Genomic DNA, 20,121 nt, shown 5'->3' with positions numbered 1-20,121 from the left:
CGCCGCAACGCCTTGCGTGGCCGCGATCCGAGCCGGGAGCATGAGCAGGCGCTCGCTTCGGGGCGCACCGCCCGCCCGTCTCCCCCGACGGTCATCCGCTCAGCGTCTCCTCCGACGGTCATCCGCTCAGGGTCATCCGCTCAGGGGTCATCCGCTCAGGCAGCAGCAGAAGGAGCACCGTGAGCTTCACGTCGCCGATCCAACTCCCCGGTCTCGCCCTCGACCCCCAGTGGTACCGCCGCGCGGTGTTCTACGAGGTGATGATCCGGTCGTACTACGACTCCAACGGAGACGGCGCTGGCGACATCAACGGGCTCGCGTCCAAGCTCGACTACCTGCAGTGGCTCGGCATCGACGCGCTCTGGCTCCCTCCGTTCTACATGTCCCCGCTGCGCGACGGCGGCTACGACGTCTCGGACTTCACTGCGATCCTCCCCGAGTTCGGCACCATGGAGGACTTCCGCGACCTGGTGCGCAAGGCGCACGAGCGCAACATGCGCATCGTGATGGACTTCCCGCTCAACCACACCAGCGACCAGCACGAGTGGTTCCAGCAGTCGCGCTCGGACCCCGAGGGCCCCTACGGCGACTTCTACGTCTGGAACGACACCGACGACAAGTGGCCGGACATCCGCATCATCTTCGTCGACACCGAGGACTCCAACTGGGCCTTCGACGCCGAGCGCCGCCAGTTCTACTTCCACCGTTTCTTCTCGCACCAGCCCGACCTGAACTTCGAGAACCCGGCGGTCCACGAGGCGATCCACGACGTCGTCAGGTTCTGGCTCGACCTGGGCGTCGACGGGATCAGGCTCGACGCGATCCCCTACCTGTACGAGTCCGACGAGGGCAATGGCGAGGGTGAGCCGCCGACCCACGACTTCATCAAGAACCTGAGGCAGATGGTCGATCGCGACTACCCCGGCCGCATCCTCATCGCGGAGGCGAACCAGTGGCCGCGCGAGGTCGCCGCGTTCTTCGGCACCGAGGAGGAGCCGGAGTGCCACATGGCCTTCGACTTCCCGGTCATGCCGCGGATCTTCTACTCCCTCCGCGCCCAGACAGCCAACGAGCTGAAGAAGGTGCTCTCCGAGACCTTCGACATCCCGAGCGGAGCCGCATGGGGGGTCTTCCTCCGCAACCACGACGAGTTGACGCTCGAGATGGTCTCGGAGGAGTACCGCCAGGCGATGTACGGCTGGTACGCCTACGACCCGCGGATGCGCTCCAACATCGGCATCCGGCGCCGTCTCGCGCCGCTGCTCGACAACTCCCGCGCCGAGCTCGAGCTCATCAATGCGCTCCTATTCTCCCTCGCCGGCAGCCCGTTCCTCTACTACGGCGACGAGATCGGCATGGGCGACAACATCTGGCTCAACGACCGCGACGCCTCCCGGACCCCGATGCAGTGGACCCCGGACCGCAACGCCGGCTTCTCCGCCGCCGACCCGGGCAAGCTCGTGCAGCCGATCGTGCAGTCGCTCGTCTACCACTACAACCAGGTCAACGTGGAGGCGCAGCTCGCGCAGTCGCGCTCCCTGCTGCACTGGATGCGGAACGTCCTGCACGTGCGGCGAGGGCACCCCGCGTTCGGTCTCGGCTCGATGCGCGTGCTCGAGACCGACCACGAGTCGGTTCTCGCCTTCGTGCGTGACTACGCCGGATCCGGCAGCGAAATGGGCGATCAGCCCGAGGAGGTGCTCTGCGTCTTCAGCTTCAACCACAATCCGGTCTCGGTGACGATCACCGATCCCGAGAATCCGGGCTCGAGGCTCACCGATCTCTTCGGCGGCGGACGCTTCCCCGGCTTCACCGACGAGGGTGCGCTGACGATGACGCTCGGCACCCAGGGCTTCTATTGGCTGCACGTCGCCAAGGCCCCCGTGGCCCGCTGAGCCCTCCGCCTCAGAGGATGTCGGAGGCCCCGCCTATGCTGTCGGCGTGAGCAGCACCGCAGCGACCGAGCCCACCCTGTTCGACGACGCCGATCTCGAGGTCCCGAGCGAGCGCGCCCCCGAAGCGGGCGCACGCTGGTTCGATCACCTCGCCGTCTTCGATCTCGAGACGACCGGGATCGACGTCCGCACCAGCCGCATCGTGACAGCGCACGTCGGCGTGCTCGACACCGCCGGTCAGCCGGTCGAGGGAACGACCTGGCTGGCCGATCCGGGCGTCGAGATCCCCGAGGGCGCCAGCGCCGTCCACGGGATCAGCACCGAGCACGCCCGGGAGCACGGCCGGCCGGCCGGCGAGGTCGTCGCCGAGGTCTCGGAGGCGCTGCGCTCCCTCCTGGCCCGCGGCGTCCCCGTCGTCGTCTACAACGCCCCGTACGATCTCTCGCTCCTGGCCCACGAAGCCCGCCGCTGGGGCGTGCCGGTCCTGCTCGATCCGAGCCCGGTGATCGATCCCCTCGTGATCGACAAGGCGGTCGACCGCTATCGCAAGGGCAAGCGCACGCTGACGCTCGCCGCCGAGCACTACGGAGTCGCCCTCACCGAGGCGCACGACGCCGGCGCCGACGCCGTCGCGGCCGGCCGCGTCGCCCAGGCACTCGGCCGCGCCTTCGCCGACGAGCTCGGTGTCGATGCTGAGGCGCTGCATGCGCTGCAGATCGACTGGTGCCGCACCCAGGCCGAGTCGTTCCAGGAGTACATGCGCCGGGTGCGAGACAACTCCTTCGTCGCCGATGGATCCTGGCCCGTCCGGCACTGAGCCGACGCGCCGGCGAGAGTGCCTAGGTGAGCGTCCGCCCCTCCCGCAGCAGCACCAGGTACTCCTCGATCCGCCGCGCACGAGTCTCCGCCCGCTTGAGCTGAGAGAGCCGGAAGAGGAACGCGAACCGCTTCTGACCGCCGACCGTCGCGAAAAACGCCTGGGCTGCCGGATCCGCGTCGAGCGCTGCCTGGAAGTCGTCGGGCACCTCGGCGTCCCGCTGCCGGTACGCCGCGTCCCAGCGACCATCGGCCCGCGCCCGCTCGACCTCTGCGAGCCCGGCGGGCAGCATCCGCCCCTCCGCGATCAATCGGGCGACGTGGTCGCGGTTGACCTTCGACCACGGGCTCGCTCGGCGCCGCGGCGTGAAGGCCTGGAGCTTGAACTGCTCATCGAAGGCTCCCGCCTGCCCGTCGATCCAACCGTGGCAGAGCGCGACGTCCAGCGCCTCGACGTAGGTGATGCCGGGGTCCACGGCCGCCTTCTTGCGCAGCTTCAGCCGGACGCCTCCCGTGTCCGGCTCGCCGCGCAGGTAGGCGTCCCACTCCTGCGGAGTGGTGAACGGCAGGATCAGCTTGTCAGCGAAGGACACCATGCCGGGACGCTACCGCGCCCACTCGCGAAACGGCGACGGTCGGAGATCCGCCGCAGACCCCTCCACCCACGGACCGCTCCGCAACCGGAACGCGAGGGCCGCGCGTTCCCCCGCAGGACGAGACGCCGCTTCCCTCGAGGAACGACGGAGGGCCCCCGACCGCGAGGTCGAGGGCCCTCCGAGAGGAGCTGCTACTTGCCGAAGTTCTTGTAGCGGCTGTTGAACTTCTCGACGCGACCGGCCGAGTCCATGATGCGCTGCTTGCCCGTGTAGAACGGGTGCGAAGCGGAGGAGATCTCGACGTCGATGACGGGGTACGTGACGCCGTCGAGCTCGATGGTCTTGCTGCTCGTCGCGGTCGAGCGGGTGAGGAAGGTCTCACCCGACGCGAGGTCGCGGAAGACGATCGGCGCGTACTCGGGGTGGATGTCGGTCTTCATGGTCGTGTCCTGTCGCTTGATGGTCCTGAACCGCACCTGTCGTCGACGGGAACGGGTGGAGGGGGCGGGCGCACCGCGAACGGGCCCGAACCGGCTACCGAGAATACCAGACCGGCTCCGCCACGAGAAGGCGCGCCGCGCCCGAGAGGAGTAGTACCCCGCCCCGGTCAGCCTCGGGCGCGAGCCGAGAAGCGGCCGCTGTCTCGGTTCAGAGCGATGTCGAGCCCGAAGGTCTCGGCCAGCGTCGCCTCGGTGAGAGACTCCTCGAGCGGCCCCGCCGCGACGACGGCGCCCTCGCGGAGGAGCAGCGCGTGCGTGAACCCGTCGGGGATCTCCTCGACGTGGTGGGTCACCATCACGATCGCCGGCGAACCCTGGTCCTTCGCGAATCCGCCGAGCAGCTGCACGAGCTCCTCGCGGGCACCGAGGTCGAGGCTGGCGGCCGGCTCATCGAGCAGGAGCAGCTCGGGATCGGTCATGATCGCGCGCGCGATCTGGACGCGCTTCTGCTCGCCGTCGGAGAGCGTCCCGAAGGTGCGGTCGGCGAGATGCTCGAGCCTCCACTCCGCGAGCACGCGGCGGGCACGGCGGTCGTCGATCGCGTCATAGCCCTCGTTCCACCGGCCGGTGACGGCATAGGCGGCGGTCATCACGACATCGAGCACACTCTCGCCGGGCGGGAGCCGACGAGCCATGGCGGTCGAGGCGTAGCCGATCCGCGGACGCAGCTCGAACACGTCGACGCGGCCGAGGGTCTCCTCGAGGAGGTGGACGGCTCCGGTCGACGGATAGTTCTGCGCGGCGGCGAGCTGGAGGATCGACGTCTTGCCCGCCCCGTTGGGGCCCAGGACCACCCAGCGCTCGTCCTCGGCCACGTCCCACGACACGTGGTCGAGGATCCGCTTGCCGTTCCGGACGAAGGACACATCGACGAACGAGACAACGCTGGGCATGAGAGCCATCCTAAAGGGGGCGACCGGAGGCTCAGACGAGCGATTCGTAGATCGCGCGGGTGTCGTCGGCGATCCGGGTCCAGCTGAAGTGGCTCTGCGCTCGCTCCCGACCCGCAGCGCCCATCCGCTTGGCGGCCTCCGGGTCCGCCACCACCTCGGCGAGGGCGGCGGCCAGGTCGGCGACGTAGCGGTCGGGATCCACGGGCGTGCCGGTCCCGTCCGTGACCTGCTCGATGGGCACCAATCGTCCGGTGACGCCGTCGACGACGACCTCGGGGATGCCTCCGGTCGCGGTGCCGACGACCGCAGCGCCGCAGGCCATGGCCTCGAGGTTCACGATGCCGAGCGGCTCGTAGATCGACGGGCAGACGAAGGTGGTCGCAGCCGTGAGGACCGCCGAGAGCTGGTGCCGCGGCAGGTGGCGGTCGATCCAGACCACTCCCGTGCGCTCCTCCTGGAGACGGCGCACGAGCGAGGTCACCTCGGCCATGATCTCGGGAGTGTCGGGAGCGCCCGCGCAGAGGACGAGCTGTACCTCGGGGGGCAGTGTCGCGGCCGCCCGGAGCAGGTACGGCAGCCCCTTCTGACGGGTGATGCGGCCGACGAAGACCACGGAGGGCCGAGACGGATCGAGGCCGAGCCCGGCCAGGACCTCGTGGTCCTCGACAGGGTGCCAAGCGTCGAGATCGATGCCGTTGTAGACGACGTGCACCTTGGCCGGGTCCAGGGCGGGGTACGAGCGGAGGATGTCCTCGCGCATGCCGCCGGAGACGGCGATCACGGCGTCGGCGTTCTCGTAGGCCTCGCGCTCGATCCAGCTCGAGACGCGGTAGCCGCCGCCGAGCTGCTCGGCCTTCCACGGGCGCAGCGGCTCGAGGCTGTGCGCCGAGACGACGTGCGGGATGCCGTGGAGGAGCTGCGCGAGCCGTCCCGCCGCGTTCGCGTACCAGGTGTGGGAATGGACCAGATCGGCGCCGGCGGCGTCCTGCGCGATCTGCAGGTCGACTCCGAGGGTCTGCAGCGCACCGTTCGCGCCAGACAGCTCGGCGGGGACGGGGTAGGCGAAGGTGCCCGCCTCCTCACGCGGAGCACCGAAGCAGCGGACCACGACCTCGAGGTCGCTGCGCAGCGCCTTCGTGAGCTCGGCCACGTGGACTCCGGCTCCCCCGTACACCTCGGGCGGGTATTCCTTGGTCAGCAGATCGACTCGCACCCCCGAACCGTAGTACAGCGTCCTCTCACGGCGACAGCCCGGTCCACCGGCAGGCCCGAGCCTCTACTGTTGTGGCATGCAGTCAAAGAAGATCTTCGGCATCGTCCTCGCCGGCGGCGAGGGAAAGCGGCTCATGCCCCTCACGGCCGACCGGGCCAAGCCCGCGGTGCCGTTCGGCGGCCAGTACCGGCTGATCGACTTCGCACTGTCCAACCTGATCAATTCGGGCCTGACCCAGATCGTCGTGCTGACGCAGTACAAGTCGCACTCGCTGGACCGCCACGTCTCGCAGACCTGGCGCCTCTCGGGGCTGCTGAACTCCTATGTCGCCTCGGTTCCCGCGCAGCAGCGGCTCGGCAAGCGCTGGTTCAGCGGCTCGGCCGACGCCATCCTGCAGAGCCTCAACCTGATCCGCGACGAGAAGCCCGACATCGTCGTCGTGGTCGGCGCCGACCACGTCTACCGCATGGACTTCTCGCAGATGATCGACGCCCACATCGCATCGGGCGCCAAGGCGACCGTCGCCGCGATCCGACAGCCGATCGAGCTCGCCGATCAGTTCGGCGTGATCCAGCTCGCGGGCGACGAGGCCGGAGACGGCATCGTCCCGACGAAGATCGCCGAATTCCTCGAGAAGCCCAAGGACGCGGTCGGTCTGGCCGACGCTCCGCACGAGGTCCTCGCCTCGATGGGCAACTATGTCTTCGACGCCGACGCCCTGATCGACGCGGTCATCCGCGACGGCGAGCTCTCCACCTCCGACCACGACATGGGCGGCGATATCATCCCGGACTTCGTCGCACGAGGCGAGGCGGGCGTCTACGACCTCAAGCTCAACGAGGTCCCGGGCTCCACCGACCGCGACCGCTACTACTGGCGCGACGTGGGCACGATCGACTCGTTCTTCGAGGCGCACCAGGACCTCATCTCCGCCCTCCCCGTCTTCAACCTCTACAACCAGCAGTGGCCGATCTTCTCGTCGCAGCTGAACTCGCCGCCGGCCAAGATCGTCCGCGACGGCAAGGGCAACATGGGCTCGACCGTCGACTCGGTCGTCTCCCTCGGCACGGTCATCTCGGGAGCGCACATCGAGCGCAGCGTGGTCGGCCCGTGGACCGTCATCGAGTCGAACGCGACCGTGACCGACTCGGTCGTCTTCGACAAGGTGCGGATCGGTCCGGACGCCCTGGTGGTGCGCGCTATCCTCGACAAGGATGTCGTCGTCGAGCCCGGCGCCCGTGTCGGCGTGGACCACGACCACGATCGCGAGCGAGGGTTCACCGTCACCGAGTCGGGCATCACCGTCGTCGGCAAGGGCGTCGTCGTCCACCCTTAGCACCCCCGCGGGTCGAGTCCCGCGCGACCACCCGACCGATTGGCCCGGCCCCATGAGTGAGCGTCCGACGACGCCTGCCCGCTTCCTCGTCGTCCTCGATGCCGACTCGACCCTCCTCCGCGACGAGGTCATCGAGCTGCTCGCCGAGCACGCAGGATCGGAGGAGCGCGTCGCTGCCATCACCGAGCGGGCGATGCGCGGCGAGCTCGACTTCAGCGAGAGCCTGCGTGAGCGCGTGGGCACTCTGGCCGGGGTGCCCGCCTCTGTCTTCTCCGGCGTCAGTGCCGGTGTCCGGGTCACGCCTGGCGCGCTCGAGCTCGTGGACGGCGTCCATGCCGCAGGCGGGCGCGTCGGAGTCGTCTCCGGCGGCTTCCACGAGGTGCTCGACCCCGTCGCGGGCGGGCTCGGCCTCGACTTCGTCCGCGCGAACCGTCTGGGCTGCCTCGACGGCGCCCTCACCGGGGCCGTCGCCGGACCCGTGATCGACGCGGGGGCCAAGGCGGAGGCGTTGCGCGAGTGGGCGACGGCGTCCGGCGTCCCCCGGCAGCGCACGGTCGCGGTGGGCGACGGCGCCAATGACCTCGAGATGATGGCGGTCGCCGCCCTCGCGGTCGCCTTCAACGCGAAGCCCGTGGTGCGCGAGCGCGCAGATCTCGTGGTCGGCGGCCTCGATCTGGCGCAGCTGCTCCCGGTGCTCGGCCTTCGCGGCTGACGCCTCTCGCGTGGGATCCGCGGCTGATGCTCGCGGGCCCGCGAGCGCGATCAGCCCCGCACAGCCGAGGGTCGGCGGCTACCTCCCGGCGAGATCGACCCCTGCTCCTTCTGCGACGCGCCGGGCAGCCTGCCGAGAGCCCCGGTCAGCGGTCACGAGCGCTGGGGGCGCCGACCGGGGCGTCGGGCGCCTGCCCGATCGGCCAGAGAGCCGGAGGTGACCGGGTCCAGGAGGACCGCGACGACGTCGGACGAGCTCATGGCCTAAGGCCACGCGCCTTGCGTCGGCGAAGGGACGTGTATCGGCCGACGATCAGCGTGTTCACCGACGATGAGGTCGCCGCTCATCGATCAGTGGCCCATCCCGAGGCCGCCGTCGACGGGGATCACGGCGCCGGAGATGTACGCCGCCTCATCGCTGGTCAGCCAGCGGGTCACCTGCGCGACCTCGGAGGCGGTCCCGTAGCGCCCCAGCGGGATGCTCGTGCGGTACTCGGCCTGCTGGTCGGCAGGCAGCCCGGCGGTCATGTCGGTCTCGATGAAGCCGGGAGCGACGACGTTCGCAGTGATGTTGCGTGCGCCGAGCTCCCGGGTGAGCGAGCGGGCGAAGCCGACGAGAGCGGCCTTCGACGACGAGTAGTTGGTCTGGCCGGGCGAGCCATAGAGGCCGACGACGCTCGAGATCAGCACGACGCGGCCGAACTTCTGCTTGAGCATGCCCTTCGAGGCGCGCTTCACGACGCGGAAGGCCCCGGTGAGGTTGGTGTCGACGACCGAGGTGAAATCCTCCTCCGACATGCGGAGAAGGAGGGTGTCGCGGGTGATGCCTGCGTTCGCCACGAGGATCTCGACGGGGCCGAGCTCGGCCTCGACCTGGGTGAAGGCGGCGTCGATGGACGCGGTATCCGTCACGTCGGCGACCACGGTGAGCGATCCCTCCGGCCCCGAGCCCGAGCGCGCCGTCACGGCGACCCGGTGACCGGCGGCCACGAACTCCTCGGCGATCGCGTAGCCGATCCCCCGGTTGCCTCCGGTGACGAGGACGGTGCGCGGCGTGGTCATGGTGTCCCTCCTGCCGGCGCTCGTGCGGCGCCCGGCGACGCGTACATCTTAGAGGCGCCCCGCGCAACTGATTCCGGGATGCAGCCCGCTCGGCTTGCGCACCTCCGTCGGGACGTAGGCTTGCAGGGCTGTGAAACCACGCGAGACACTCACCTCCCTACCGCCGTCGCCGAGCGCCGAGCGGCGCTCCCGTGCGATCAAGTATTCGATCGCGATGGGCATACGTATGCTCTGCGTGATCTGCCTTCTCTTCGCCCACGGCTGGTGGCTGCTGTTCTTCGCGATCGGAGCCGTGGTCCTCCCGTATTTCGCAGTCGTGCTCGCCAACGTCGGCAGCGTCGGCGAGCGGGGCAACGTCGAGCGGCCGGGGGCGATCGTCCTCTCCCGTCCGGTTCCGCCCGCGCCGAGCGCTCCCGACTCTCCGCAGGAGCAGGGCACCGAGGGCGGCGATCCGCGGGGAGAGCGGTGATCCCCCTGGGCCGCGTGCCCGACGCGCACGCCTGCTCGCGTGCCGGCTGCCCGAACACGGCCACGTGGGCTCTGGAGTGGCGGAACCCGAGGATCCACGCCGAGGACCGCCGGAAGACGTGGCTGGCCTGCGGCGAGCACCTCGAGTTCCTCCGCGAGTTCCTCCTGGCCCGGGATTTCCCGCTCGAGGTGAAGCCGCTCTACACGGTCGACCGCGGAGCAGTGCGGTGAGCGACGACACGGCCCGCCCCTCCTGGCGCTTCGTCTTCTCGCGCCGATGGTTCGGCTACCTCGCACTCGCGGTCGTCTTCGCCGTCGCCTGCGTCCTGCTCTCGCGCTGGCAGGTGGCGCGCCTCGATCAGGCCGCCTCGACCAACCGACTGGTCACTGCCAACTGGACCGCCGATCCCGTCGCGCTCGACGGACTCCTGCCGGCCGACTCCGCCTGGGACGACGCACTCGAGTACCGCCCCGTCGAGGTCAGCGGCGTCTACGAGACCGAAGGCCAGACCCTCGTCCGTAACCGGCCCTACAACGGCAATCCCGGCTTCGAGATCCTGACGCCCCTCCGGCTCAACGACGGCAGCGTTTTCGTCGTGGACCGCGGCTGGGTCCCGGTCGGTTCGACTCAGGATGCACCCGATGCGATCCCCGCGCCGCCCGAGGGCGAGGTGACGGTCGTCGCTCGTCTGAAGCCAGCCGAGGGGCGGATCGACGGACGCTCCGCCCCGGCGGGCCAGATTGCGACGATCCAGCTCGACGACCTGTCGGCCCAGCTCGACGAGCCGCTGCGCACCTCCGCCTACGGCCTGTTGGTCGCTGAGTCGCCCGCACCGATCGACGCTCGCCCTCTGGCCGCGATCAAGCCCGTCGCCGACGAGGGCCTGCACATCAGCTATGCGATCCAGTGGGTGCTCTTCGCCGTCATGGGGTTCGGCGGGCTCGGCTGGGCGGTCAGGCACGAGTACCGGCTCCGCAACGCGGACGATCCCGAGGTCGTCGCGGCAGAAGAACGGCGCGAGGAGCGCCGCCGACGCCGCGGACGCAGCGACGCCGAGGTCGAGGACGAGCTGCTCGACGCCCGTTAGGCCAGCGTGATCAGATCGAGGTAGTCGGCCGCCCAGTGGTCCTCGGTGCCTTCGGGCATGATGAGCACCCGCTCGGGGTTCAGTGCCTCGACCGCGCCCTCGTCGTGGCTGACCAGGACGACCGCGCCCTCGTAGTGCGCCAGGGCGTCGAGGATCTCCTCGCGACTCGCCGGGTCGAGATTGTTGGTGGGCTCATCGAGCAGCAGGACGTTCGCCCCGGAGACGACGATCATCGCGAGAGCGAGTCGCGTCTTCTCGCCCCCCGAAAGCACTCCGGCAGGCTTGTGCGAGTCGTCCCCGGTGAACAGGAACGAGCCGAGTACACGGCGCGCCTCGGTCTCGGTGAGGTTCGGGCTGGCCGACACCATGTTCTCGAGCACGGAGCGCTTGACGTCGATCGTCTCGTGCTCCTGGGCGTAGTAGCCGATTCGCAGGCCGTGACCCGCTTCGATCACCCCGGTGTCCGGCTTGTCGACACCGCCGAGGATGCGCAGCAGGGTCGTCTTGCCCGCTCCGTTGAGCCCGAGGATGACGACCTTCGAGCCCCGGTCGATTGCCAGGTCGACGGCGGTGAAGATCTCGAGCGAGCCGTAGCTCTTCGAGAGGTTCTCGGCGTGCAGTGGAGTGCGGCCGCACGCCATCGGAGTCGGGAACCGGAGCTTCGCGACGCGGTCGACCGCGCGCACCTCCTCGAGGCCGCTGAGCATCTTCTCGGCGCGAGCCACCATCTGGTGCGCAGCTGCCGCCTTCGACGCCTTGGCTCCGAAGCGGGCGGCCTGGAGCTGGAGGGCCCCCGCCTTCTTCTCGACGTTGGCGCGCTCCTTCTTGCGGCGCTCTTCGTCGGCGGCGCGCTGACGCTGGTAGTTCTTCCAGTTCATGTTGTAGACGTCGATGACCTGGCGGTTCGCATCGAGGTAGAAGACGCGGTTCACCGTCTCACCGACCAGCTCGATGTCGTGGCTGATCACGATGAAGCCGCCGCGATACGTCTTGAGGAACTCGCGCAGCCAGACCACGGAGTCCGCGTCGAGGTGGTTGGTCGGCTCGTCGAGGATGAGAGTGCTCGCGTCCGAGAACAGGATGCGTGCGAGCTCGATGCGTCGGCGCTGGCCACCGGAGAGCGTTCTGAGCGGCTGGTCGAGGATCCGGTCGGGCAGGTTGAGATTGCTCGCGATCGACGCGGCCTCGGCCTCCGCCGAGTATCCGCCCAGGGCGAGGAAGCGGTCGGTGAGGTTGCCGTACTTCTTCATACCGGCCTCGCTGACGGCCGTGTCGCTGCTCGACATGGCGACCGTCGCCTCCTGCATGCCGAGGACGAGCTGCCCCAGCCCGCGGGCGTCGAGGATGCGCGTGCGCGCCAACTCGTCCGGGTCGCCCGAGCGCGGGTCCTGCGGCAGATAGCCGATCTCGCCGCCGCGGTCGACCGTCCCCTTCGCCGCGATGAGGTCGCCGGCGAGGACCTTGGTCAGCGTCGTCTTCCCCGCGCCGTTGCGGCCGACGAGGCCGACCTTGTCGCCGTCGCCCACCCGGAAGGAGACGTTCTCCATCAGGAGTCGGGCGCCGACTCGGAGTTCGAGGTCGTGCACGCTGAGCACAGTGCTGTCCGTTCCCGCCAAGAAATGGCGTTCGGTTCGGGAGGAGTGGGGCAAGGGGCCGCGACGCGGCAGCCCCCTAGTATATTTCCTGAGCCGCGGGGCGGATCCACGTCCGCTCACCGCGGACGCGCTCGCTCCTCGCTCTCGGGCGACCAGGACTCCGGAGATCAGTCATGTCCTCTTCCTCTTCCGCCCTCTCGCGCCCGGTCCTCGCCGACCGCCTCGTGACGCGCTCCGTCGCGTCCGATGCGCTGCTCGTCCTCGCGGGCGCCGGTCTCACGGCGGCGATGGCCCAGCTGTTCGTCCCGATGTGGCCGGTCCCCTTCACCGGCCAGACCTTCGCCGTCCTCCTCGTCGGCACGACCCTCGGCGCTCTGCGCGGGGCGCTCTCCATGGTCGTCTACGCGCTCATCGGCGCACTGGGCGCCCCGGTCTTCACGGAGGGTTCGCACGGCTGGGCGGTTCTCGCCGGCCCCACCGGCGGCTACATCGTCGGCTTCGTCCTCGCCTCGCTCGTCACCGGCTGGCTGGCCCAGCGCCGGTGGGACCGCCGCGTCGTCGGCACCCTGGTGAGCTTCCTCGCCGGCACCGCGACCATCTACCTCGTCGGACTCCCCTGGCTCGCTGCAGCCCTCGGCACGCTGGGCCTGCCCGCCGACCCCGGATCGGTGCTCTCCGCGGGCCTCGTTCCGTTCCTCGTCGGCGACGTCCTCAAGGCTGTGCTGGCCGCCGTGCTCCTGCCCAGCACCTGGGCTCTGCTCTCTCGCCGCTCTCGCTGAGGGAGCGCCGACGCCGAAGGGCCGGGAGGACGATTCCTCCCGGCCCTTCGGCGTTCAGGAGAGGTCGAGCTGTCCGGTCGTCCGGCTCGACCTCAGCGCCCATGTCCACGCCACGCCTCCGACGACGGCCCAGATCGCTCCTGTGAGCGCTGACAAGCACAGCAGGCCGAGACTGCGGTCAGCATGTCCCACCAGGAACTCGTCGACGGCCTGCACCGACGATGTCAGCGGGAACATATAGGCAGGAATCCGAGCGACGGCGTCATAGGAGGAGATCGGCGCTACGACTCCTCCGAGCAGGATCATAAGGCTCACCACAATGCTCGCACGAAGAAGTGCGTCGCGCAGGCGGAGGCTCAGGGCGGCGACCGCGAAGCCAAATCCGGCGCTGGCCAGTGATACGACAATGACAGCCAGAAGTGAGAGGACGAGCGGGAAGTCGGCCGTCGGGCCGAAGAGGATGGAGGCGAGAACGAGCCCGGCACACCCTGAGACGATGCCGACGCCGGTGGCGGCTAGGACATGGCCCAGCCAGACCAGCGCCGCGGGAAGTGTTGAGAGTACGACGGCGGACAGTACTCCGTCGCGGCGGCTCGTCGCCAAAGTGACGGCAGTGCTTTCCACCGCCACGACCGCGCCGGCGAGCAAAAGCGCGGCGATCGCAACTCGCACGCTCGCCCCGCCGGTCGCTCCACTCATCCCGACCAAGTAAACGATCTGGAGGCAGGGACCGACGGCGAGGGAGACAATGATGGCGCGCAGCGATCGGGTCACATCGAATGTTCTCAGGCCGATCCTCGCGGCAGCCGAAACGACATCTGCCGCTAAGGCGAGAGACGCACGAGTCATGACAGCTGAAGAGTCCCCTCGACCCGGGCCCGCTTCCGGGCGATGTGCAGTATGACTCGGGCCGCTACCAGGAGGAGAACGCTGGACACCGAGAATTGGAACAGCCAGAAGCTATCGAGGGTTCCCTGAGGGCTCGACGCGGCGTGGAGGACTGCGACCGCACCGGTCAACGGATGGAGTGCAGCCACAGTGCACCACGGCTGCACGATCGACGCGAGAGCAACCACGGCACTGCAGAGCAGAAGAACCGGCGCGACCAAGACGGGCTCGTAGACGATCGCATGGCGTGTGACGACAAAGAGGCCCGACAGACAGAGTGCAGAGAGCGAACAGGCGACAGCAACCATAATCGTCCCCACCGCGAACAGAAGCGCCCCCTCGACAGCCAGACCTCCCCTCGCGGTGGCGACCACGAGCGCGGTGACCGGGACTGCCAGAAATCCGAGGACCCGTCCGGGCCAACTCGGGCGGCAAGTGCGTCGTAATGAGAGCTGTGACCTTGCCGACCCCTCCAATCTCAGCGATCCGCGGAACAGAGCCACGAGCGACGATGCGGCCATCAATGATCACGGCCACATCATCTGCGAGCGACTCTGCTTCAAAGAGGTAATGCGTCGTCAGTAGCACCGTACAACCCCGGGCCTTGAGCTCCCGGATCAATCCGCGCAGCGCTAGCGCAGCTTCAGGATCAAGCCCGATCGTCGGCTCGTCGAGAAGTAGAAGGGCAGGATTCGACAGCAGGCCGCGTGCGATGTGCAGCCTCTGCTTCAAACCCCTGGAAAGCGTCTCGACAGGATCGCGGCGCCTGTCCTGCAGATGAACGGCATCGAGCACCTCTGTGATAGTGTCCGCTCGGCGGCCTCGATCCACTCGGGACAGCGAAGCGAAATACCGGAGGTTCTCCTCGACCGTCGCCCGCAGATAGAAGCCGCGGTCGCCACCAAGAACGAGACCCGTGCGTGCGCGCACCTCGCGCTCGTTCCGTCGGGAGTCGAAACCATCGACTCTGATCGATCCGGATGACGGATCGAGGAGAGTGGCGATCATGCGGATGAGAGTGATCTTCCCTGCGCCGTTCGGCCCGAGGAGCGCGAGTACTTCTCCGCTCGCGATCGAAAGATCGACACCGTCCACCGCGACGACTCTCCTCCCGCCTCTGGAGAATTCTCGAGAGACACCGGAGACGTTTAGAACAGTGCGGTTCACGATCTGTCGCCTCCAAGAGCTGCGTCGAAATCGAGCGGATCCCGCATCAGCCTCTCTGCGAGGTTATCGGCCTCATCGTGGCGACCTTGCGCCCGAAGAATTCCGACACCGATTTTACGGACCGTCGCGAGCCTCCGTGGCGCGCGCTCATCCGAGACCAACGCGTACGCCTCGGACACGAGCGACCAGGCGCGATCCAATTGGCCGTCGAGATAATAGTAAAAGCCGGCTATAGAAAGCGTCTCGCTCCGTGACGCACGATGCTTCACGCTGGCCAATTCGAGGTTTTCCTCAATATTCGCAAGCGCTCTCGACCGGTCTCCAATCTTCCATCGAATCTGGGCGAGGTTCGTCTGAATCTGAGTTCGGTAATGATACGCCGCATCGAAATTCACAGCAACCCACAATTCCCCAGCCGACAAGCGCCGCGCCTCGACCATCGCAGCGAGCGCGCGAGTCTGATCTCCACGAAGACCGTCGCGACGCTTGCCTCCATGTTGTCACCATAAGTGTGGTGTATATACGCGGATTCCTCAACCTCTGCGTCGTGATTGCGCCAGGACGCTCATCATTCGGCGCTAGACCACAACGTGAGACCGACCAGCTGGTCCGCGGTAGGCGACCACCGCCCTTGACACTGGAGCCCCGACCACCGCTGAGATGCCGCGACCGGCCGGAGTGAGCACCGACGCCGAAGGGCCGGGAGGACGATTCCTCCCGGCCCTTCGGCGTTCGTCTGCAGCGTCTAGATCGAGAAGCCCAGGGCGCGCATCATGTCACGGCCGTCCTCGGTGATCCGCTCCGGACCCCACGGCGGCATCCAGACCCAGTTGATCCTGAAGGCTTCGACGATGCCGTCGAGGGACTCCGCGGTCTGCTCCTCGAGCACATCGGTGAGCGGGCAGCCCGCCGAGGTGAGAGTCATGTGGATGACCAGCGCGTCGTTCTCGTCGTCCCAACCCAGGTCGTAGATCAGGCCGAGATCGACGACGTTGACCCCCAGCTCGGGATCCATAACGTCCTTGAGAGCCTCCTCGACCTGGTCGAAGAGCTTCGGCTCGAGCGTGGTGACTGCCATGCTCAGACCGTCGCCGAGGTCAGGAAGCGGTCGTAGCCCTCGTCCTCGAGTCGCGTCGCCAGCTCCTTGCCGCCCTGCTCGGCGACGCGACCGGCGACGAAGACGTGCACGAAATCGGGCTGGATGTAACGGAGGATCCGCGTGTAGTGCGTGATCAGCAGGACCCCGAGCCCCGTGCTCTGATGGGCGCGGTTCACGCCGTCTGACACGATCTTGAGCGCATCCACGTCGAGCCCGGAGTCCGTCTCGTCGAGGACCGCGAACTGCGGGGCGAGCAGCTCGAGCTGGAGGATCTCGTTGCGCTTCTTCTCGCCGCCCGAGAAACCCTCGTTGACATTGCGTGCCGCGAAGGATGAATCCATGCGGAGGTTCGCCATCGCGGACTTGACGTCCTTGGTCCACGTGCGGATCGCAGGCGCCTCACCGGCGATCGCGGTCTTGGCGGTGCGGAGGAAGTTGGTGTTGGTCACTCCGGGGATCTCGACCGGGTACTGCATGGCGAGGAAGAGGCCTGCGCGGGCGCGCTCGTCGACCGACATGTCGAGGACCTCGACGCCGTCGAGCGTGATGGAGCCGCCGTCGACGTGGTACTTGGGGTGCCCAGCGATCGTGTAGGCCAGGGTCGACTTGCCGGACCCGTTGGGACCCATGATCGCGTGGATCTCGCCCTGGTTGATGGTGAGGTCGACACCGCGGAGGATCTGCTTGGTCCCCTGCTCGGTCTCGACACTGACGTGGAGATCGCTGATCTGGAGAACGGACATTCAGACTTCCTTCGTGACGGTCGGGTCGATGTAGACGTCGCCGTCGATGATCTCGACGACGAAGACGGGGACCGGCTCGTAGGCCGGGAGATTCAGCGGCGTGCCGGTGCGGAGCGAGAACTGGGAGCCGTGCGCCCAGCATTCGAGGCTCTCGCCCTCGACGAAGCCCTCGGAGAGGGAGATCTCGCCGTGCGTACAGGTGTCTCCGATGGCGTGGATCTCGCCGGCCGAATCCTGAACGACGGCGATCGCGACCCCGTCGACCTCAACCCGCATGGCCTGGTTGGGGATCAGCTCGGAAACCGAGCAGATCATCGCAGCATTGCTCATGCGCTGACCGCCGCTCCCTGCGCGGAACCGGTCTGGCCGGCGCTGCCAGCCAGCTCGGCCTCGATCGCGAGCTGCAGACGGTCCTCCAGCTCCGCGACCTTGATCTGCTGCACGATCTCGCCGAGGAAGCCGCGCACGACCAGGCGACGCGCCTCGTCCTCGCGGATGCCCCGCGACTGCAGGTAGAAGAGCTGCTCGTCGTCGAAGCGCCCGGTCGCCGAGGCGTGGCCTGCTCCGGCGATGTCGCCCGTCTCGATCTCGAGGTTCGGAATGGAGTCGGCACGTGTGCCGTCGGAAAGGACCAGATTGCGGTTCTGCTCGTAGCTGTCGGTGCCGGTAGCGCTGTTGCGGATGAGGACGTCGCCGATCCAGACGGTACGCGCCCCCTCACCCTGCAGCGCACCCTTGTAGGTCACGCGGCTGCGGGTGTCGGGAGCGTCGTGGTCGACGTACACCTGCTGCTCGAGGTGCTGGCCGCCGTCGGCGAAGTAGAGGCCGAAGAGCTCGCCGTCGGCCCCCCGCTCGACGAGGTGGGCCGAGGGGTTCACTCGGACGATGGAGCCGCCGAGGGTGACGACGATGTGCTTCACCCTCGCGTCGCGCCCCACGCGGAGGAAGTGATTGGCCAGGTGACGGGCGTCGTCCGCCCACTCCTGCACGGTGACCACCGTGAGCTGGGCTCCCTCGCCGACGAGGATCTCGACGTTCTCGGCGAGCGTCGCCTGACCCTCGTTCTGGAGCACCACGACTGCTCGCGCGTAGGGCGCCGCGTCGATGATCGTGTGCGCGGCGCGGGGACTGGAACCGAGACCGGAGCGGAGCAGGGTCGCGACCTTCTCGTCCTCGCCCGAGACGCGCACGGCGAGCGCCTGCTCGAAGCTCGACCACGCGTTCGCGGCAGCGCGGTCCTCCGGCAGGCCGGCGGTGCCGATCCGCTCGTCGTCGCGACCGACCCACGAGACGTCGACGCCGTCGACCGCGGTGTGGTCGACCGCAGTCGGCGAGCCGTCGAGGGTGCCGTCGATGAGGTCGGCGAGGCGCGCGACGGGCGTCAGCTTCCAGGCGATCTCGCGACCGGTGACGGCCTCGAAGGCCTCGACATCGGTCGACGCGAAGCGCTCGGATCGGGTCTGCACGGGAGTGAACGCCCCGTCGGAGTGGGCGCTGATGCCCAGACGCTCGGCAGCGGTCGCGCCGTCAATCTCGGGGGTCGTCGCGGCGCTCGTGGGGACCGTCATCAGGCGGTGGTTCCTTTCGATGGGTGCGGGGTGCCCCGTTCGGGCATCCCTTCGAGGGGGGAGACGAGCGTCAACCGACGCTGCCCTCCATCCCCATCTCGATGAGCTTGTTGAGCTCGAGGGCGTATTCCATGGGCAGCTCGCGCGCGATCGGCTCGATGAATCCGCGGACGATCATGGCCATGGCCTCATCCTCGGGGAGTCCGCGCGACATCAGGTAGAAGAGCTGCTCCTCGCTGACCTTCGAGACGGTCGCCTCGTGACCGAGCTGGACGTCGTCGACGCGGATGTCGATGGCCGGGTAGGTGTCCGAGCGCGAGATCGTGTCGACCAGCAGAGCGTCGCAGCGCACCGTGTTCGCCGAGTGGTGAGCGTTCGCATCGACCCTGACCTCGCCGCGATAGCCGGCCCGGCCGCCTCCGCGCGCGATCGACTTCGAGACGATGGACGACTGCGTGTACGGCGCCATGTGGATCATCTTCGCGCCGGCGTCCTGGTGCTGACCGGGACCGGCGAAGGCGACCGAAAGGGTCTCGCCCTTGGCGTGCTCGCCGACCAGGAAGATCGACGGGTACTTCATGGTGACCTTCGAGCCGATGTTGCCGTCGATCCACTCCATCGTTGCGCTCTCGTGCGCGATCGCGCGCTTCGTGACGAGGTTGTAGACGTTGTTGGACCAGTTCTGGATCGTGGTGTAACGCACGCGGGCGTTCTTCTTCACGATGATCTCGACGACGGCCGAGTGCAGCGAATCCGACTTGTAGATCGGTGCGGTGCAGCCTTCGATGTAATGGACGTAGCTGTCCTCGTCGGCGATGATCAGGGTCCGCTCGAACTGGCCCATGTTCTCGGTGTTGATGCGGAAGTACGCCTGCAGCGGGATGTCGACGTGCACGCCCTTCGGGACGTAGACGAAGGAGCCTCCCGACCAGACGGCTGTGTTGAGCGCAGCGAACTTGTTGTCGCCCGCCGGGATGACCGTCCCGAAGTGCTCCTCGAAGATCTCGGGGTGCTCGCGGAGCGCGGTGTCCGTGTCCATGAAGATGACGCCCTGCTCCTCCAGATCCTCTCGGATCTGGTGGTAGACGACCTCGGACTCGTACTGGGCCGCGACGCCGCCGACGAGGCGCTGGCGCTCCGCCTCGGGGATGCCGAGCTTCTCGTACGTGTTCTTGATGTCGTCGGGGAGGTCGTCCCAGGTCTGAGCCTGCTTCTCCGTGGAGCGGACGAAGTACTTGATGTTGTCGAAGTCGATGTCCGACAGGTCGGCACCCCAGGTCGGCATCGGCTTGCGCTCGAAGAGCTTCAGCGCCTTCATGCGGCGGTCGCGCATCCAGGCCGGCTCGTTCTTGAGCGCGGAGATGTCGGAGACGACCTCCGGCGAGATCCCCCGGCGAGCGGAGGCTCCGGCGGAGTCCGAGTCGGACCAGCCGAACTCGTAGACGCCCAGGCTCTCGAGCTCGGGGCGGTCGATCAGAATGTCTGACATGTGTACCTCGTTTCCTACCCACTGCTAACCGGTCGGGTCCCGGACTCATTCCCCCGGGGGTGACCCGCGGGTGCTCTCCGGCCGGTCGCGCGATCCCTGTGATGCGCGGAGCGGGTGATGTGCGTCCCTGGGATTCCTGAGGTGTGCTGCGGCGCTCCGTCGGGCCGACGGCGCCGGCCCCCGCGCCCATCGCGCGCACTGGCGCGTCACGCGCT

The 20,121-nt window shown here is 68.2% G+C and carries 22 protein-coding genes; 8 read left to right on the top strand and 14 right to left on the bottom strand.

Annotated features, from left to right (window positions below; translation table 11 throughout):
- The first annotated feature begins 179 nt into the window (after positions 1-179).
- Entirely contained in the window at positions 180-1,895 is a 1,716-nt protein-coding gene (gene treS / locus GSU10_RS07315; RefSeq protein ID WP_132504323.1) for a maltose alpha-D-glucosyltransferase, read from the top strand.
- A gap of 46 nt (positions 1,896-1,941) precedes the next feature.
- On the top strand, positions 1,942-2,712 hold the full coding sequence (locus GSU10_RS07310) for a 3'-5' exonuclease (protein WP_082844943.1): 771 nt from the start codon (positions 1,942-1,944) through the stop codon (positions 2,710-2,712).
- Positions 2,713-2,734: 22 nt separating this feature from the next.
- Here the strand turns inward: GSU10_RS07310 and GSU10_RS07305 are convergent, their stop codons facing one another.
- The 4 genes from GSU10_RS07305 to glgA all read right to left on the bottom strand — a co-directional run bounded on the left by GSU10_RS07305 (position 2,735) and on the right by glgA (position 5,913).
- Positions 2,735-3,307 (bottom strand): YdeI/OmpD-associated family protein, encoded by a 573-nt coding sequence (locus GSU10_RS07305; RefSeq protein ID WP_068208022.1) that lies wholly within the window; start codon positions 3,305-3,307, stop codon positions 2,735-2,737.
- Positions 3,308-3,498: 191 nt separating this feature from the next.
- A complete protein-coding gene (locus GSU10_RS07300; RefSeq protein ID WP_068208037.1) occupies positions 3,499-3,747 on the bottom strand; it encodes a type B 50S ribosomal protein L31 in 249 nt (82 codons plus the stop codon).
- 167 nt (positions 3,748-3,914) lie between these two features.
- On the bottom strand, positions 3,915-4,700 hold the full coding sequence (locus GSU10_RS07295; protein WP_068208019.1) for an ABC transporter ATP-binding protein: 786 nt from the start codon (positions 4,698-4,700) through the stop codon (positions 3,915-3,917).
- Positions 4,701-4,731: 31 nt separating this feature from the next.
- Entirely contained in the window at positions 4,732-5,913 is a 1,182-nt protein-coding gene (glgA, locus tag GSU10_RS07290; RefSeq protein WP_068208016.1) for a glycogen synthase, read from the bottom strand.
- Between the two features lie 76 nt (positions 5,914-5,989).
- Here glgA and GSU10_RS07285 point away from each other — a divergent pair, with 76 nt between their 5' ends.
- Both GSU10_RS07285 and serB read left to right on the top strand, forming a co-directional pair.
- Positions 5,990-7,249, top strand: a complete 1,260-nt coding sequence (locus GSU10_RS07285) for a glucose-1-phosphate adenylyltransferase (protein WP_132504325.1) — start codon at positions 5,990-5,992, stop codon at positions 7,247-7,249.
- A 52-nt stretch (positions 7,250-7,301) separates the two neighbouring features.
- Complete coding sequence (serB, locus tag GSU10_RS07280; protein ID WP_132504327.1) at positions 7,302-7,961, top strand: phosphoserine phosphatase SerB; 660 nt, start codon at positions 7,302-7,304, stop codon at positions 7,959-7,961.
- A gap of 350 nt (positions 7,962-8,311) precedes the next feature.
- On the opposite strand, the gene GSU10_RS07275 is transcribed toward serB, so the two are convergent.
- Positions 8,312-9,022: a beta-ketoacyl-ACP reductase gene (locus GSU10_RS07275; protein WP_068208014.1), complete on the bottom strand. Its 711-nt coding sequence runs from the start codon at positions 9,020-9,022 to the stop codon at positions 8,312-8,314.
- A gap of 196 nt (positions 9,023-9,218) precedes the next feature.
- On the opposite strand from GSU10_RS07275, the gene GSU10_RS07270 reads away from it, so the two are divergent.
- Genes GSU10_RS07270 through GSU10_RS07260 form a run of 3 tightly spaced genes read left to right on the top strand, consistent with a single transcriptional unit; the run spans position 9,219 to position 10,578 of the window.
- On the top strand, positions 9,219-9,491 hold the full coding sequence (locus GSU10_RS07270) for a DUF3099 domain-containing protein (RefSeq protein WP_236713503.1): 273 nt from the start codon (positions 9,219-9,221) through the stop codon (positions 9,489-9,491).
- A complete protein-coding gene (locus tag GSU10_RS07265) occupies positions 9,488-9,721 on the top strand; it encodes a hypothetical protein (RefSeq protein ID WP_068208009.1) in 234 nt (77 codons plus the stop codon). The genes GSU10_RS07270 and GSU10_RS07265 overlap by 4 nt, the downstream gene beginning before the upstream one ends.
- On the top strand, positions 9,718-10,578 hold the full coding sequence (locus GSU10_RS07260) for an SURF1 family cytochrome oxidase biogenesis protein (protein ID WP_068208005.1): 861 nt from the start codon (positions 9,718-9,720) through the stop codon (positions 10,576-10,578). The genes GSU10_RS07265 and GSU10_RS07260 overlap by 4 nt, the downstream gene beginning before the upstream one ends.
- On the opposite strand, the gene GSU10_RS07255 is transcribed toward GSU10_RS07260, so the two are convergent.
- Positions 10,575-12,173, bottom strand: coding sequence for an ABC-F family ATP-binding cassette domain-containing protein (locus tag GSU10_RS07255; RefSeq protein ID WP_132504329.1), 1,599 nt, complete (start codon positions 12,171-12,173; stop codon positions 10,575-10,577). The two genes, GSU10_RS07260 and GSU10_RS07255, sit on opposite strands and share 4 nt — an antisense overlap.
- A gap of 173 nt (positions 12,174-12,346) precedes the next feature.
- On the opposite strand from GSU10_RS07255, the gene GSU10_RS07250 reads away from it, so the two are divergent.
- Positions 12,347-12,952, top strand: coding sequence for a biotin transporter BioY (locus GSU10_RS07250; protein WP_068208002.1), 606 nt, complete (start codon positions 12,347-12,349; stop codon positions 12,950-12,952).
- Positions 12,953-13,006: 54 nt separating this feature from the next.
- On the opposite strand, the gene GSU10_RS07245 is transcribed toward GSU10_RS07250, so the two are convergent.
- From GSU10_RS07245 to sufB, 8 genes are all read right to left on the bottom strand, one after another.
- Positions 13,007-13,726, bottom strand: a complete 720-nt coding sequence (locus GSU10_RS07245; RefSeq protein ID WP_068207999.1) for an ABC transporter permease — start codon at positions 13,724-13,726, stop codon at positions 13,007-13,009.
- A 186-nt stretch (positions 13,727-13,912) separates the two neighbouring features.
- Positions 13,913-14,935 carry an ABC transporter ATP-binding protein gene (locus GSU10_RS15720; RefSeq protein WP_158286067.1) on the bottom strand — a complete coding sequence of 341 codons (1,023 nt, stop codon included), beginning with the start codon at positions 14,933-14,935 and terminating at the stop codon, positions 13,913-13,915.
- A gap of 68 nt (positions 14,936-15,003) precedes the next feature.
- Positions 15,004-15,402 carry a hypothetical protein gene (locus GSU10_RS07235; RefSeq protein WP_132504331.1) on the bottom strand — a complete coding sequence of 133 codons (399 nt, stop codon included), beginning with the start codon at positions 15,400-15,402 and terminating at the stop codon, positions 15,004-15,006.
- Between the two features lie 350 nt (positions 15,403-15,752).
- The gene (locus GSU10_RS07230; protein WP_068207993.1) at positions 15,753-16,085 is read right to left on the bottom strand and encodes a metal-sulfur cluster assembly factor; all 333 of its coding nucleotides are present in this window, start codon (positions 16,083-16,085) and stop codon (positions 15,753-15,755) included.
- Between the two features lie 2 nt (positions 16,086-16,087).
- Complete coding sequence (gene sufC, locus GSU10_RS07225; protein ID WP_068207990.1) at positions 16,088-16,849, bottom strand: Fe-S cluster assembly ATPase SufC; 762 nt, start codon at positions 16,847-16,849, stop codon at positions 16,088-16,090.
- A complete protein-coding gene (locus tag GSU10_RS07220) occupies positions 16,850-17,179 on the bottom strand; it encodes a non-heme iron oxygenase ferredoxin subunit (protein WP_181109971.1) in 330 nt (109 codons plus the stop codon).
- Positions 17,176-18,417: a Fe-S cluster assembly protein SufD gene (sufD, locus tag GSU10_RS07215; RefSeq protein ID WP_068207987.1), complete on the bottom strand. Its 1,242-nt coding sequence runs from the start codon at positions 18,415-18,417 to the stop codon at positions 17,176-17,178. Before sufD ends, GSU10_RS07220 begins: the two co-directional genes overlap by 4 nt.
- 70 nt (positions 18,418-18,487) lie before the next feature.
- Positions 18,488-19,906, bottom strand: coding sequence for a Fe-S cluster assembly protein SufB (gene sufB / locus GSU10_RS07210; RefSeq protein WP_068207984.1), 1,419 nt, complete (start codon positions 19,904-19,906; stop codon positions 18,488-18,490).
- Between the last annotated feature and the right edge of the window lie 215 nt (positions 19,907-20,121).

The sequence above is a fragment of the Rathayibacter tanaceti genome (assembly GCF_009834165.1).
Lineage (GTDB): Bacteria > Actinomycetota > Actinomycetes > Actinomycetales > Microbacteriaceae > Rathayibacter > Rathayibacter tanaceti.
The sequence above is the reverse complement of the archived record's forward strand: the minus strand, read 5'-3'. Positions and strand labels throughout refer to the sequence as shown.